The organism is Paenibacillus helianthi (assembly GCF_001909055.1).
In the GTDB taxonomy this organism is placed as follows: domain Bacteria; phylum Bacillota; class Bacilli; order Paenibacillales; family Paenibacillaceae; genus Paenibacillus_AQ; species Paenibacillus_AQ helianthi.
In genome coordinates, this window is the sequence record NZ_LVWI01000089.1 from 1 (window position 1) to 15,419 (window position 15,419).

The 15,419-nt window shown below is 46.8% G+C and carries 16 protein-coding genes and 1 pseudogene; 15 read left to right on the top strand and 2 right to left on the bottom strand.

Translation table 11 applies throughout. The annotated features are described in order from the left end of the window. On the bottom strand, positions 1 to 205 hold a 205-nt coding region (locus A3844_RS33235), incomplete at its 3' end, for a hypothetical protein (protein WP_208619398.1). A 303-nt stretch (positions 206 to 508) separates the two neighbouring features. On the opposite strand from A3844_RS33235, the gene A3844_RS28545 reads away from it, so the two are divergent. The 15 genes from A3844_RS28545 to A3844_RS28610 all read left to right on the top strand — a co-directional run bounded on the left by A3844_RS28545 (position 509) and on the right by A3844_RS28610 (position 15,062). Continuing rightward, positions 509 to 874: a hypothetical protein gene (locus tag A3844_RS28545; RefSeq protein ID WP_074087474.1), complete on the top strand. Its 366-nt coding sequence runs from the start codon at positions 509 to 511 to the stop codon at positions 872 to 874. Between the two features lie 64 nt (positions 875 to 938). Beyond that, positions 939 to 1,448 carry a GNAT family N-acetyltransferase gene (locus tag A3844_RS28550; protein ID WP_074087475.1) on the top strand — a complete coding sequence of 170 codons (510 nt, stop codon included), beginning with the start codon at positions 939 to 941 and terminating at the stop codon, positions 1,446 to 1,448. A 361-nt stretch (positions 1,449 to 1,809) separates the two neighbouring features. After that, positions 1,810 to 2,160: a hypothetical protein gene (locus A3844_RS28555; RefSeq protein WP_167374766.1), complete on the top strand. Its 351-nt coding sequence runs from the start codon at positions 1,810 to 1,812 to the stop codon at positions 2,158 to 2,160. A 614-nt stretch (positions 2,161 to 2,774) separates the two neighbouring features. Then, positions 2,775 to 3,974, top strand: coding sequence for a saccharopine dehydrogenase family protein (locus A3844_RS28560; protein WP_074087477.1), 1,200 nt, complete (start codon positions 2,775 to 2,777; stop codon positions 3,972 to 3,974). A gap of 20 nt (positions 3,975 to 3,994) precedes the next feature. Further along, positions 3,995 to 5,131 carry a carboxynorspermidine decarboxylase gene (nspC, locus tag A3844_RS28565; RefSeq protein WP_074087479.1) on the top strand — a complete coding sequence of 379 codons (1,137 nt, stop codon included), beginning with the start codon at positions 3,995 to 3,997 and terminating at the stop codon, positions 5,129 to 5,131. A gap of 265 nt (positions 5,132 to 5,396) precedes the next feature. Further along, positions 5,397 to 6,377, top strand: coding sequence for a phosphotransferase enzyme family protein (locus A3844_RS28570; protein ID WP_074109241.1), 981 nt, complete (start codon positions 5,397 to 5,399; stop codon positions 6,375 to 6,377). Between the two features lie 239 nt (positions 6,378 to 6,616). Beyond that, positions 6,617 to 7,240 carry a deoxynucleoside kinase gene (locus tag A3844_RS28575; RefSeq protein WP_074109242.1) on the top strand — a complete coding sequence of 208 codons (624 nt, stop codon included), beginning with the start codon at positions 6,617 to 6,619 and terminating at the stop codon, positions 7,238 to 7,240. Next, positions 7,237 to 7,890, top strand: coding sequence for a deoxynucleoside kinase (locus tag A3844_RS28580; protein ID WP_074086031.1), 654 nt, complete (start codon positions 7,237 to 7,239; stop codon positions 7,888 to 7,890). Before A3844_RS28575 ends, A3844_RS28580 begins: the two co-directional genes overlap by 4 nt. Before the next feature lie 256 nt (positions 7,891 to 8,146). Continuing rightward, positions 8,147 to 9,472 (top strand): sensor histidine kinase, encoded by a 1,326-nt coding sequence (locus tag A3844_RS28585; protein ID WP_074109243.1) that lies wholly within the window; start codon positions 8,147 to 8,149, stop codon positions 9,470 to 9,472. Next, entirely contained in the window at positions 9,469 to 10,059 is a 591-nt protein-coding gene (locus A3844_RS28590) for a response regulator (RefSeq protein WP_244169882.1), read from the top strand. The genes A3844_RS28585 and A3844_RS28590 overlap by 4 nt, the downstream gene beginning before the upstream one ends. 8 nt (positions 10,060 to 10,067) lie before the next feature. Then, complete coding sequence (locus A3844_RS34080; protein WP_425270626.1) at positions 10,068 to 10,214, top strand: hypothetical protein; 147 nt, start codon at positions 10,068 to 10,070, stop codon at positions 10,212 to 10,214. A gap of 81 nt (positions 10,215 to 10,295) precedes the next feature. Then, a complete protein-coding gene (locus tag A3844_RS28595; protein WP_074109244.1) occupies positions 10,296 to 11,474 on the top strand; it encodes a MalY/PatB family protein in 1,179 nt (392 codons plus the stop codon). A gap of 104 nt (positions 11,475 to 11,578) precedes the next feature. Then, positions 11,579 to 12,529 carry a nucleoside hydrolase gene (locus A3844_RS28600; protein WP_074109245.1) on the top strand — a complete coding sequence of 317 codons (951 nt, stop codon included), beginning with the start codon at positions 11,579 to 11,581 and terminating at the stop codon, positions 12,527 to 12,529. Between the two features lie 115 nt (positions 12,530 to 12,644). After that, on the top strand, positions 12,645 to 13,889 hold the full coding sequence (locus tag A3844_RS28605) for a stalk domain-containing protein (RefSeq protein ID WP_074109246.1): 1,245 nt from the start codon (positions 12,645 to 12,647) through the stop codon (positions 13,887 to 13,889). A 213-nt stretch (positions 13,890 to 14,102) separates the two neighbouring features. Next, positions 14,103 to 15,062 (top strand): radical SAM protein, encoded by a 960-nt coding sequence (locus tag A3844_RS28610; RefSeq protein ID WP_074109247.1) that lies wholly within the window; start codon positions 14,103 to 14,105, stop codon positions 15,060 to 15,062. Between the two features lie 174 nt (positions 15,063 to 15,236). On the opposite strand, the pseudogene A3844_RS33635 reads toward A3844_RS28610, so the two are convergent. After that, positions 15,237 to 15,419, bottom strand: a pseudogene (locus tag A3844_RS33635) (IS110 family RNA-guided transposase); the annotation flags it as partial.

The following is a 15,419-nucleotide window of genomic DNA, read 5'->3' on the forward strand; positions in this document are numbered from 1 at the left end:
CTGTAAAGGAGCAAGAAACGGCGTCCACCTCCTGAGAGGCCGAACGAAGGAATGTAAGGGCAAAGACCCCGCGTGACATGGGAGGGTAAGCCGTCAGGAGACAGGTGTGGATATCCAAAGTGCGATCACAGAACGTATCCTTGGGTTGGGGATGAATCCCCCGCTCTCTATTCCCGCCACCGGCTTCACCAGAAAATAATGTCATCCTTACATGACTTCTCCAACTCTCAATCTGTCTATGGCTGAAAATCTTAGAACGAGTGAGTAAACAAGAGTATTTATTAATTTATAGTGGGAGGTTATTGCTAAATATTCGAATCGTTCAGATGTTTGGGATTATTATAATGGTTATTTTGATATAGAGAACCATGACGATGGTGTTATATATGAAGGTGAAAAGCTAATTGATGAAGAATTAATAGTCCAATCCAAATGAAATCTTGGATTTCGCTAACGGGAGACAAATCAAACAAAATAATACTAGAAACTAAGAAAGGACAGTACTAACATGGAAAATGTATTAAATTTTGATAAATTGGAATCATTAAAATCTTTACAATCGACAATCAGTAAACTCGAGAACGCCTTGTCCCAGATGACTCAAAATGGCGCAAATACTACCCTAGTAAAGAAACGACTCAAAGCTGTTTCCATCGGCTTAGCCATGCTAGAAAACGTTTGGAATCAAAGCCCCCATTATTACACGCAGGAAGATTTAGCAGAAGCTCGCAATATTATTACTGGTTTATTTCCATCAATTGAAAACAGTTATGCTAAGTCAAAGGCTGGTAGTCCTCAAAGAACGCTTTTAGAAAGAAGAATTAAAGCGATGGAACTAGCTGTACAAGCGATTGACGATCTTTCCACTAAATAACTCATATACATAGATTCAAAGTAAAGGTCAATTCCATAATAAATCATAGTAATGAGATGGTCTTATGAATAAAACTACGATTCGTATGATGAATGATAATGACCCTGAAAGAATTTCCGAAGCATTCCGTATACAAGGCTGGGATAAGCCGACTGATCAATATGTTAAATATGAAGAAGAACAAAAAAACGGAAAGATAGTATCGTTAATTGCTGAGGTTGAGGGTGACTTTGCAGGATATGTAAATATAGCTTGGGAATCTAACTATCCATATTTCAAAGAGAATAATATACCTGAAATACAAGATTTTAACGTGTTGATAAAATATCGTCGTCATGGAATAGGTACAATGTTAATGGACAAATGTGAAGAGATCATTGGTGAAAGATTTGAAATTTCTGGACTTGGTGTAGGTTTGTTCGGTGATTACGGTGCAGCTCAATCATTATACGTTCATCGTGGATATGTTCCCGATAGTAAAGGGATTTATAAACATGGTGGATATATACAATACGGACAGGAGGTGGTTGTGGACGACGATCTTAATATGTATTTTGTGAAAAAATTACGATAACGAAGTTATAAGGTGGACGGAAACATTGTTACACTATCGGGAACGATAGCTCAATAAAAAAAAGCGGCAGTCCAGGATATTGTTGGGCCCGTCTAATACTTGGGGAAATCGCGATCCCTGGATCTACATTTCCGACTGGATGGTTATCCATTTAAGGTAATCCGCCACCGGCGGTACATAGTCATTCCCGGGAAAGGAGCGGAACAATATCCAATACATAAAATCGTTTTTCGAAGATGAGATTTATTATTTTGAAGTAGATGATGAACAGACGGCTTACCGGCAGATCGTTGCGAGACAAGGAGGCGCCTTCGAAATTTCGGGTAGCCCGGATTTTTTCTTAACGGACCAGGCTGTGGAGATGTTGGAAGAGGATATTTCTATTGAACGGGCTGAATTTGAAAAGGTTTGGATCACGGCTATGGCTTCCTATCAGGAAGAGTGGACCCGGATGAAGCAGAGATATTCAACAGGGCAGCATGTAGCTGGTTCAGTTATGTTTTTTTCGATCCATGGTATTCATATTGCCTTATCTGAAGGGGGATTTGCAGTCACAGCTTATGAAGCGGTTCGTTCCCGGGTCGATCATAGCTTCCTGTATCCGCACCATCTCATCGAAGGCACAGTTCAAGGCTGGGATGATGTAAACTGCTGGCTGATTATTGAAAATTGCACGATGAGCGGGAAGAAAGACAACAAGGAGATCATTTAATCACCTGCTGAGCCGTGTGAACCGCAGTTTCCGTTTGCCGCTATGGTTTTCCATGGATTTATTGCATATACATTTAGCATGATTTATCCACAACTAACGATCACGAGTATTGGATTAACAGGAATACATATAATAACCCCAACGAGGGGCCGGTTCGAGTAGTCAAGAACTCTGGTGGCGGGTTAACAGTTAATATAGGAAGGAAATCGGGTAAAAGAGAATATTGCGCGATGATGAACAGCCATTTCATAGCTTTTCAAAAAAAATTATGAAGCAGCCAGCTCCTGTGATACAATTATCTAGTTGTCCTGGTCCGTGGAGTCCCATTTCTTATAGTGCTTTTACACACACTGGAAGTTGGGGAAGAAAACGAAGGAAAACAGAGCATTTCTGTGTATTTTAATGCGTTCGTGAGTATTAACAGGGTAATTGTGAGATTTTACAGTCTTGGTATCAATTTTTGTCGTTATTTATTGATTTATTGCGTTGCTTTATGTATAATCAGCCTTGTTGATTTTTCAAATGGAATAGCGATTGCTTCCGAAGCAAGTTTTGTACGAAGCTATTCTTATGAAGCAACGCTAACAAAACTTTTTTTTGGGAGGTAATCAATTTTGGGAAAAGCGTTAATTATTGGCGCTGGCGGTGTAGCGAGCGTTGTTGTTCATAAATGCTGCCAGAACCCGGATGTATTTGAAGAGATCTGCATAGCGAGCAGAACTGTCGCGAAATGTGATGCTCTGAAAGATAAATTGGCCGGAGGCCAGACGAAGATTTCTACGGCTCAGCTTGATGCAGATAACACGGACGAGGTAATCGAACTGATCAAGAGCTTCCAGCCGGATGTCGTGATTAATGTCGCTCTCCCATATCAGGACCTGACCATTATGGATGCCTGCCTGGCAACGGGAGTGCACTATGTCGATACTGCGAACTACGAACCGCAGGATACTGCGAAATTCGAATATTCCTGGCAATGGGCTTACAAAGAAAGATTCGAAAAAGCCGGAATTACCGCGCTGCTCGGCAGTGGCTTTGATCCCGGGGTAACCGGAGTATTCACGGCCTATGCGCAAAAGCATTATTTTGACGAAATTCACACGATTGATATTGTTGACGCCAATGCGGGTGATCATGGTTATCCGTTCGCGACCAACTTCAATCCTGAAATCAACATTCGTGAAATCACGGCCAACGGGCGTTACTTTGAGAATGGCGAATGGATCGAAACCGCACCATTGTCCGAGAAGAAAGTCTACGATCTCCCGGAGATCGGCCCGAAGGATATTTACCTCTTGTATCATGAAGAGCTGGAATCTCTGGCTGCCAATATCCCTGGCGTGAAGAAAATCCGCTTCTGGATGACCTTCTCGCAGAACTATCTGACGCACCTGAAGGTGCTTGAGAATGTCGGAATGACTTCCATCGAGCCAATTGTCTATGAAGGTAAAGAAATAATTCCTTTGCAGTTCCTGAAGGCCATTCTGCCTGACCCGGCTTCCCTGGGACCAAGAACCAAGGGTAAGACCAACATTGGCTGTATCATTCAAGGCACTAAAGACGGCCAGCCCAAAACGTATTATGTGTACAATGTCTGCGATCATGAAGAATGCTACAGAGAAGTAGGCTCCCAAGCTATTTCCTACACTACCGGCGTTCCTGCTATGATCGGGGCTATGTTGATTATAAAAGGCATCTGGAAGAAACCGGGCGTATACAACGTGGAGGAATTTGATCCGGATCCATTCATGGATGCACTTAACAAACACGGGCTGCCTTGGCAAGAAGATTTCTCGCCGACGCTGCTGGATTAGGGCCTTAGATCATGAAGGATATAGATATCGATATCAGCAATCTGCCGTCACCTGCCTATCTAGTCGATGAACGGCTGCTAACGAAGAACCTGGAAACGTTGAATTACGTGCAGGAGCGTACAGGAGCGAAGATTCTTCTGGCGCAAAAGGGGTTCTCCATGCACGCGCTGTACCCACTGGTCGGCAAGTACCTGCATGGTGTTACTTCCAGCTCTCTATTCGAAGCCCGGCTGGGCTTCGAGGAAATGGGCAAGGAAGTGCATGTCTACGCACCGGCTTACATGGACCGTGAATTCGACGAGCTGCTGCGCTACACCGATCACATTGTGTTCAACTCGTTTGACCAGTGGAACCGGTTCAAGGGGCGGGTACAATCCGCTCCCAAAGCCATCAGCTGCGGTATCCGCGTGAACCCGGAATATTCCGAGATCGAAGTGCCGCTGTATGATCCCTGTTACAACTATTCCCGCATGGGCGTGACGCTGCCGAATTTCCGGCCGGAAGAGCTTGAAGGTATTGACGGACTGCATTTCCATACGATGTGCGAACAGAACTCGGATACACTGGAGCGTACGCTCAAGGTAGTCGAAGAGAAGTTCGGAGAATATCTGCACGGCATGAAGTGGCTCAACTTTGGCGGCGGCCATCATATTACCCGTCCCGATTATGACCTGGAGACACTGATCAAGTGTATTCTCCATATGAAGGAAACCTATGATGTGCAGATCTACCTGGAGCCGGGTGAGGCGGTTGCGCTGAATACCGGGTACCTGGTGGCTACTGTACTGGATACCATGCGCAATGGCATGGATATTGCCATCCTGGACACCTCGGCGGAATGCCATATGCCCGATGTGCTGGCGATGCCCTACCGTCCTGGCATTATCGGTGCGGGAGAGCCAGGGGAATATCCATACACGTATAGACTCGGCGGCATGACCTGTCTGGCGGGAGATATTATCGGGGATTATTCCTTCCCGGAACCACTCAAATACGGTGACAAGCTGGTCTTCCTGGACATGGCGCATTATTCCATGGTGAAGAACCATATGTTCAACGGTGTGAACCTGCCGGCCATCGCTTCGTATAATGAAGAAGAAGGCCTCAAGGTGATCCGCGAGTTTGAATATAACGATTTCAGCAACCGTTTGTCATAATTCATTTATAGTCAGGTGTTCTGTAAGCCTTTGTGATGGCTTGCGGGACACCTTTTTTGCTTTTTCCTATATCCATTATTCAGAAGTACGGCACGGAGAAAATGGTTATAACGATTCTGTACGTAGCTTCGCAGGATGCAGAGTGATAACCTAATCACAGTGTATAACCGGAAGGGAGTGATCGGCATGCAACGCCGGGCTAATCAAACTACTGCTGCAGTGAAGGTGAAAGAAACTTAAAAATCAAAAGGAGCTGCTGCAGAGCGTGCTAAAATTGAAATATTTGTTCAATAATGAAGAGTTGGCGGAAATGATGCTGCGGAATTGGGCGTATGACCAGGAATCGCTGCATTTGTTCCAGTATTACCGGATTTCCTCCAATGCAATATATCCTTTCGAGAACGGCGGGAAGAATCAGCTGCTCCGGTTCGCGCCACAGACAGAGAAGCTTAAAAGTAATCTGCTGGCGGAGCTTGAGTTCCTCTCGTACCTGCGTGAGCGTGGATATGGAGTGCTTGAGGCTGTGCCTTCCCGGAAAGGTTCAGAGCTTGTAGAAGCGCAGACGCCTTGGGGGACTTATTATGCAACGGTCTTTAAGCGTGTCCCCGGGGTGCGAATGGATGATGCTACTCTAGATGACCAGACCGTATTCCGCTACGGTCAGGCTTTGGGGGAGCTTCATCGGCTATCCAGTGACTACAGCCCTGTGCAGAGTAAAAGATGGACACACAGCGAGGTACTGGAGTGGATTCGCCGGATTCTGGAGCCATTCCCGGAACAAATGGCGGCAAGGGCGGAGACAGAGCTGCTTGCGGATTACTTTGCGGGGGTGTCTGCCACGTCGGGCAATTACGGACTGATTCATTATGATTTTGAGCTGGATAATATCTTTTATGATCAGACACAGGATACGGTTAACGTCATTGATTTTGACGATGCCATGTACCACTGGTATGCCGTGGATATCGAGCAAGCCCTGGACAGCCTGCTGGAAGCTGTTGCAACCGAGGAGCAGGCCCATAAGAAGGGTTGTTTTCTGAAGGGTTACGCCAGCCGGTATGATCTGCCGGAGGATGGACCGTCTTTGGCGGCTTGCAGACGGTTTGCTGATTTGTACAGGTATGCCCGGATCTTGAGGTCTACGGCGGAACAGTGGGAGCATGAGCCGGAATGGCTAACTACTCTGCGGAGCCGTCTGGACAGCTCGCTGAAAGTCGGCGGCAGCCGGTTCGGGGAGAAGCTGTAGCTGAGAAAAAATGAATGTTGTACACATAAAGAGCCTCAGTCCCCACTGGAAGTGGGGGCTGAGGCTCTTTTGCAGCAGCAGGGAATGAAGAGTGACGAAAAATTAAAATCACTCCTGGCCTGCTCTCTGTGATACAATAATTTAGTCTGTTTTTTAAGGAACCTTGCAGACTTCGGAGTCATGCTCCATACCGGAGCCAGCTTCGGGATTGACCGTATTTGAGGAGGAAATCAGCGTTAATGAAACATGCACCCTTTATAGCAGTAGAGGGCCCGATCGGGGCCGGCAAAACAACCCTCGCCACGATGCTGGCCAGTGAACTGGAGCTACCAGTGATTAGAGAAATTGTGGAGGAGAATCCGTATCTGGATAAGTTCTATCAGAATATGGACGACTGGAGCTTTCAGCTTGAGATGTTTTTTCTCTGCAACCGTTACAAGCAGCTTGAAGATACCGTGAACCAGTACATAGATAGAGGTAAACCGGTCATTTCGGATTATCATATTTATAAGAATCTGATCTTTGGTGAGCGTACACTGAAGGGGACGAAGCGGGACAAATACCGGGAAATCTATCATGTGTTGACGGATGATCTGCCAAAGCCTGATATTATTCTTTATATCCGTGCTAATCTGGATACCCTTATGGCCAGAATCGCCAAACGCGGCCGTCCGTTCGAAGAGGAAATTTCACCTGCATACATGCAGCAATTAATAGAAGATTATGATGACGCTATGGCTTCACTCGCTGTCCGCGAGCCTTCGACAGTCATTGTGACCATCGATGGGAATCAGGTTGATTTTGTAGAGAACAAGGAAGACTTCGCTGCGATCGCCGAACACTTAAAGGAGCTTATGACATGAACCCATACAACATCCCGGATAATGCCATTATTACAGTAGCCGGAACGGTAGGTGTCGGTAAATCGACGTTGACCGCAGCCCTGGCCGAGCGTCTGAACTTCCAGACGTCCCTGGAGCAGGTGGACCATAATCCATACCTGGAGAAGTTTTATCACGATTTTGAGAGATGGAGCTTCCATCTGCAGATTTATTTCCTGGCGGAACGCTTCAAGGAGCAGAAGAAGATGTTCGAACTCGGCGGCGGGTTTGTGCAGGACCGTTCGATTTATGAGGATACCGGTATTTTTGCCAAAATGCATGCTGATCAGGGTACCATGTCCAAGACCGACTATGACACCTACACCAGCCTGTATGAGGCCATGGTCATGACACCGTATTTCCCGCATCCAGACGTGCTGATCTACATCGAAGGCAGCCTGCCCTCGATCCTGACCCGCATCAATGAACGAGGACGCGAGATGGAAATCCAGACCGATGTCTCCTACTGGGAGCATATGCACGGCCGCTATTCGCAGTGGATTGGCGAGTTCAGCGCCTGTCCGGTACTGCGCCTGAACATCGACGATTACGATGTGAAGGACCCGGGATCGATGGCGGAGATTCTCCGGAAGGTTGGCGCGGCAATTGGCCGGGCACCAGTGGGGAAGTAAGGAAGCGCAGGGATGAAGAGGAAGACACTGTTAGTAATGAGAAGATAATGTATAGTTCAATTGGAGCAGCGCCTTGGAGCGTTGCTTTTTTTTGAATGGATAAGATAATATATGCTTCGTGCAATAAATGATCCTTGTCTTTCTTGATGCTGTTGTTAATAAAAGTTTAGTGCTAGACTGGGGAGTGTCAATAAACTGATAAGGAAATTAGTGGGAACAGGTAACTTTTTTCTTGTAAAGACTGGTGGTGCACAAAATGATTAATTTGATTATGGCGATTCAAATATTAAGCTTCTTTTTTATTTTCCGATCCATCTCACGCTATCACTTTACAATCAAAGAAATAACAGTTTGGCTAGTGGTATTTTTAATGATTGGATTTATCTCTACATATTTTATAGGAGTATGGGGTGCGATTACGCTGTTTTTCTGTTTTGTGGGTATCTCCTACTTTAAAAATCATAGAACGTTTACCGCTTTAGGTGTTTTTTACGGAGCATATGCCTTAGTAATGAATTCATTTATCGGTTATCTGGCTGCAGATCCGATTACAAGCGTGGTTGAATTTATCTTCAAACAATCAACAGCGAATATAGATTATCTTCCGTATCTTTTTACAGCTATTGCACCGCCTGTTATCAATGAAATCGGCCTTAGATTAGTGCGTCATTATGTTCCACAGCTCAACAAAGAAATCCTGCAGGAATCCAGTAAAGTCATTCTTTTTCCAGTGATCGTTCTCTTCATTATCATCATTATCTCGGTGTATCCGATTTTAACCATTGGTAATGAAACGGGTGATTTCAATTCATTCCATAGAGCCTTACTTGTAGGAATGTGGCTGCTATTTATCATTGCGTTGCTGTATATGCAGTTTCAATACACTCATATTCATAAAAGAGAAATTGAAAAGGCAAAAAGTGAACAATTGGTGCAACTTAAGGATTATGCAGCACAGCTTGAAAAAATATACGATGAATTCAGAGGTTTTCGTCATGACTATGCCAACATCCTGTTGACCCTGGAGGATGGGATTTATCGGGAGGATTGGGAGCAAGTCAAACAGGTGTATGAACAAACCGTTAAGCCAACCGGGCAATTAATGCGTAAGAATGAGTATAGCTTTGTTAAGCTGCGAAACCTGCATGTATCAGAGGTCAAAAGCATCTTGGCTGCCAAAATCATAATGGCCCAGCAGATGAAAATTGATGTTGCATTAGAAATTGAAGAACCCATTCATCTGATTCAGATGGAATTGATTTCTTTTACCAGGATTCTCTCGGTTCTGTTAGATAACGCGATTGAAGCAGCGGCAAAGACGGAAAAAGCAAAGATATCGATTGTGTTATTGGAGGACCCGACCATTCAACGAATCAAAATTGAAAATAGCAGCGGGGAGCAGGTCAGTTTACGACGGCTGGGAGAACGCGGATATTCGTCCAAAGGCAAGGGGCGTGGCTTGGGACTTTATAATGTACAGCAAATGTTAAAAGAAAATAACTTCGCGTCACTAGAGACGGAAGCTCAATCGAACCTATTCTCACAGACGCTTATTTTGAGAAAGACTGGAGAACGGAAATGAATATTTATATATTAGAGGATAACCTTATCCAGCAGCAACGGTTGGAACGAATCATTAAATCATTGTCGTTAAAGCATCAGATCCGTTACCGGAATCTATTCTCAACCGCAAAACCGGAGCATTTATTATCGCAAATTGAAAATGTGGCCGACCATCAATTGTATTTTCTGGATTTGGAGATCAAGCATGAGGAGCATAAAGGACTGGCTGTCGCTAAGGAGATCAGAAAAAAAGATCCATACGGTACGATTGTTTTTGTGACCACACATTCTGAGCTTGCACCGATAACGTTTGAATATCGTGTGGCTGCTTTGGATTTTATTGAAAAAGAGTTACGGGAAGAAGAATTTATTCAAAAAGTTGAAGAGTGTCTATTGATTGCCGATTCGCGCCGGACGATTCCGGTAAGTCCCGATAATTTTTCTTTTGAGAATAAATACACCAGCTTTCAAATTCCTTTTTCAGATATTTTTTATTTTGAAACCATGGAAATTGCACATAAAATAAGATTAATTACTAAGTCTAAAGTTCTTGATTTTTATGCTGGGACATTCAAGTTGATTATCAAACAGCGCCAGCCAGCTTGAAAGTGGCAGTGGAAAATGCAAAAGGAGATACAACGGTTCACTTGGCGAATCTCAGGGCCACGGAGAAAACAGACGAGAAAGTAGATGGAACCATTGGTGCCGGGAAAAATTCCTTATATGTCAAAAGTCATTCAGGAAGTATTGGTATTAAATAAAGGTCAACCTGAATCAGGGTGCCGGAAGTGTCTCCCCATGTTACAATAAATGAACAAGCAGAAAGGATGGGGTGATTTTAGTTGAAGTACGATTTTAACCGTATCATTGACCGCCGCAATACCCGTTCCTACAAATGGGACCAGTCCGAAAAGCTGTTCGGAGACAAGGAGATTCTACCACTCTGGGTGGCGGATATGGACTTTGAGAGCCCCCCTGCGGTACAAGAAGCCATTCTGCGCCGTGTGCAGGAGGGGATATACGGCTACAGCGTGACGAGCGATTCTTACAAAGAGGCGATTACGGGCTGGTACCGCAGACGTCATGACTGGGAGATTCATAAGGAATGGATTACGGATTCCCCCGGAATCGTTACATCACTGAGCCTTTCGGTAGAGCTGTTCAGTAACCCGGGAGATCAGGTGATTCTGCAGTCGCCGGTGTATTATCCTTTTTATGATGTGATCCGGATGAATGACCGCAAGGTGGCCATCAATCCGCTGAAACTTGAAGAAGGCCATTATGTCATGGATTACGACCAGCTCGAAGAGCTGATGATCGGCGGTGCTAAGCTGATGCTGCTGTGCAGTCCGCATAATCCGGGCGGCAGAGTGTGGGAGCGGGATGAGCTGCTGCGCCTTGGGGAGCTATGCCTGCGGTACGGCGTAACGGTAATCTCGGATGAAATTCATTGTGATCTGGCAATGCCGGGCCACAAGCATATTCCGTTCGCCTCCTTGTCTGAGGAGCTGTCGAATATCACACTGACTACACTTGCGGCTACCAAAACCTTTAATCTGCCGGGACTGCAAACCTCATACACCGTTACCTCCAATCCGGAAATGAGAAGGAAATTTGAGTACAAGCTTAAGACGCTCAGTCTGCACATGTCTCCTTTCTTCACGCCAGAGGCTGTAGAAGCAGCATACAATGAAGGCGCGGAATGGCTGGATGAGCTGTTGCAGCATATCAGCGGAAATGCGGAGTATGCCACCCGTTATCTTGGAGAGCATCTGCCTCAAGTGAAATCAATGACTCCGGAAGCCACTTACCTGTTGTGGATCGATTGCCGCGCACTCGGACTGGACGCTGATGGTCTGAAAAAGCTGATGTACCGTGAGGCTAAGGTCGCATTTAATGAGGGTTCTGTATTTGGCACAGAGGGTCAAGGCCATCTGCGCATTAATCTGGCTTGCCCGCGTTCCGTTCTTGCTGAAGCGCTGGAGCGTTTCTGTCAGGCTGCTGCACCTTATGTAAAATAAGAACACGATATTCATAGGTCCGCCGTATCTCCTTGAACAGATGTTCAGGAGGGACGGCGGACTTCTACAAATAGAGATACATAATAGGAGTGGAGATCATAGAGATGAGTACAACCCGAATGATTATAGACTGCGATACCGGCATTGATGACGCACTTGCTATCCTGTACGCATTGCGGACTCCGGGCGTGGTGGTTGAAGGCATAACAACAGTGTTTGGCAATATTGATGTTGCGCAGGCGGCGGACAATACCCTTAGACTGCTGGCGCTGGCGAATCCAGGGTATGAGGTTCCGGTTGCCATCGGTGCTTCCCGGGCATTGGTCCGTGAGCTTACCGGTTTCTCCACCCATGTGCATGGCGACAACGGCATTGGCGGCGTACAGCTTCCATCTTCAACCCAGCGTCCGGTGAACGAGACGGCGGCAGAATTTATCGTGCGGCTGGCGAATGAGCATCCGGGCGAAATTGTGCTGGTTACACTCGGACGTCTGACGAATCTGTCACTGGCGCTTGATCTTGACGCGGAACTTACAGGCAAGCTGAAGAAAGTAGCCGTGATGGGCGGCACTATTTTTAAGCCGGGGAATGTGACACCTGTTGCCGAGGCCAATATTTGGGGCGACCCCGAGGCGGCTGACCGGGTATTCACTTCAGGGCTGCCGGTGCTGATGGTGGGACTGGACGTTACGCTGAAGACACGCATTACTTCAGAACATTTGGAGCTTCTCAAACGGTTCGGGCGGGAGGATTGCAGGGACATCATTCAATTTATGGATGAATCCCTAGCGTTTTATTTTAAATTTTACCGGGAAGCCAATTATTTGATCAACAGTGCGCCGCTGCATGATCCGCTGGCGCTGATGGCTGCACTGCGGCCGGACCTGCTGACCTGCCGGCAGATGAAGGTGCGCGTGGAGCATCAGGGTGAGCATACTGCCGGTATGGTGGTCGCGGATCTCCGGGCTCAGCCCAAGGTAGGCGAGTTCATCGAGGTGGCAGTGGATGTGGATGCAGAACGGGCAGTGGGGATCTTTCTTAGCGCATTCATGTAAGGGGAGTTATGGTTACAATCTATTAATTTGCTATAAATACCTGGTTTGGTAAAATGATAGAGGTATTGCAGTTGATAGATTTGAAATCATATCCTACAGAATGGGGAATAGAGCAATGAAGCGTATAGCAACAATAGTATTGTGCGCAGCGATTACAGCGGCAGGTTTTAGTTCGCTTCCTACAGACGGAGTTCATGCCGCAGCAGGCGGTGTAAGTATTGTACTCGATGGATACCCGCTACCGTTTCCAGTAGAACCGGCAGTAATGAGCGGGACCACCATGGTCCCGTTCCGGGCGATATCCGAAGCACTGGGTGTCAAGGTGGAATGGAATCAGGCGGCCAAACAGATTACCGCGACAAATAAGGATACTTCAGGCACCATGAAAGTCATTCTTACTCTGGGTAAAACAAGCGCTTCTGTCAACGGCGCTTCCGTGAAGCTGGCCGTCGCTCCCCAGAATGTCCGCGGCACGACGATGATCCCGCTCAGCTTTTTTGGTCAGCAGTTCGGCGCCGGCGTAACCTGGAATCAGGCTACAAAGACGGTCTCGATCACCTCGCCAAAGAAGGATGTATACACGCTTGGCTTCTACGCGCAGGGCGCTTACAGCGAGGTTTCGCTGATTCCGGATTTTGATGCCGTTGCCTTTGGCTGGAGCCGGATTGACCGCAGCGGCCAATACACGGTCTCGGGTACGGAATTCCGGTGGCCGCAGGCTGCCGGAGATGTTACACCAGACTCCATTGTTCAGAATGCCGCTGCCGGGGGAACGGCTCCATACCTGATGGTATATTCAGGCGACAAGGAGCTGGAGCTGACTAAGAATATGGAGGATCTGCAGCTTCAGCAGCAGACGATATCCAGTATTGTGGACACCGCAGCGCAGAAGGGCTTTCAAGGGATTGCCCTCGACCTGGAGGGGCTTGGCATGACCGGGGACAAGGCGCTTGTGCAGAGTCAATACAACACCTTTGTCAAGAATCTGTCCGCCAAAGCAAAGGCCGCGAATCTGAAGCTTACCGTTATTCTTCATCCCCTCAACAGCTCATACAAAGGATATGATTACAAGACGCTGGCCTCTCTGGCCGACGATCTGGTCATTATGGCTTATGCTTATGAGGGTGAGACCGGACCGGAGCCGATGAACAAGGTCGATGAATCCATCCGTCTCGCCTTACAGCAGGTCAGCAAGGACAAGCTGATTCTTGGCATTTCGGTATACAGCGAGAACGAAACCTCGGTCAATGCCAAGATTGGCCTGGCCAAACGCTACGGTCTTAAGGGTATCGCCATCTGGCGTCTGGGTCTGATCGGCCAGCCGGTGTTAAGCGAGATGGGGAAATCGGTAGAATTGTAAAGAATACACATATCCGCTTCATTTCCATTGCATTCCTAAAAGCGCTCAAGCCACTCATGCACCTTAGAGTGGCTTTTTGCGTTGTTACATCACAACAAATGTCACATTAACCTGCGCGGCAAACCTGTATAATTTTTAAGGTTCACCTAAGTAGTACCTGCAACCTTTAGGTTGTGGGCAGACAACGATGACATCTTATTTTCAGGAGGACTATTGAGCATGAGCATGAAATATAAATCACTTGAACTGGACAAACCGCTAACGTATGAGCTGGAAGGGCTGGAGGTTGGGGTAACTTCGAACTGCAATTTCCGCTGTGATTACTGCTGCGCTTATAACAGAAACGACGGACAGAGCATCAAAGGCAAAGAAGTAATCCGCATCCTGGAGGAGCTGCCCCATCTCAAGCGGGTCCGTCTTTCCGGCGGAGAAGTGACTCTGAAGTTCCAAGACTGCCTGGAGATTGTCAGCTACTGCGCATCCCGGGGCATTCAGACTCAGCTGAATTCCAACGGCAGCCTTCTGACCGAGGAACGGATCGGCCAGCTGGTCCATGCCGGACTGACTACGATACATATTTCCTTCAATTTCACAACCGCCGAGGCCTTCTCGCGCTATTATAATATTCATACCAGCATCTACGATAAAATCAGAGAGAACATCACAATGTTCGCCAAGACCAGTGTGGATGTGGTACTGGAGACTCTACTGTTCAGCGAGACACAGGACAATATGCAGGAAATCAGCGATCATGTCTATGCAATGGGAGTCAGAACCCATGAAATCCAGAACAGCATTATTATGGGTCATACCGGCTGGAAGGCGATCGCGGCCCGTGAACAATTGAAGAATGCCGTAAGTGAGCTGATTGCCCGCAAAAAAGAGGATACCACTCTCTACTTCACCTGCATGGACCGTTTTATGGAGGCGCTGGGCTTTCAGGAGCAGCCAGGAGTATATTTCCCGCACTGCATCGAAGGCAAGAAACAGCTCCACCTGCACGGCAATGGGGATATTTTGATCTCCGAGCTGTGTCACCCGGTCATTATCGGCAATATTTATAAGGGCACCTCGTTAAAGGATCTCTACAGCAACATGCCTGTACCGCTGTCTGAGTTCCTTGATAAACAGCCTTGCCCGGCGCTTGATGCTTTGTTCCCGCAGGGTGTCTGAAGCGTTCTCCGCCAGCTCTAACTGCTTCGCGGCTGGAAGTTCAAGGCAATAATCCTATACAAACCAGCTAATGGTATGTCAAGCACAGCTTTTGGATACCTCCGAAATTTGTTATACTGTTGAAGACATAACAAATAAACCTCCATTATTTGGAAGTTTATGGATAATGTAAAGTTAAAGAGTGTAGGGTTGCCCTTTCTTAAGCATAGCGTACACGTGATGGAGTAACTTGTTGGCGCAAGCGATCACGGCTACTTTATGGGGCTTTCCTTCACTCTTTTTTCTGTCGTAATACTCCCTGAGACGAGGGTTTAGTTCTCCTCGTAATCCGCATGTTACCGCTAAATACATCGCTCG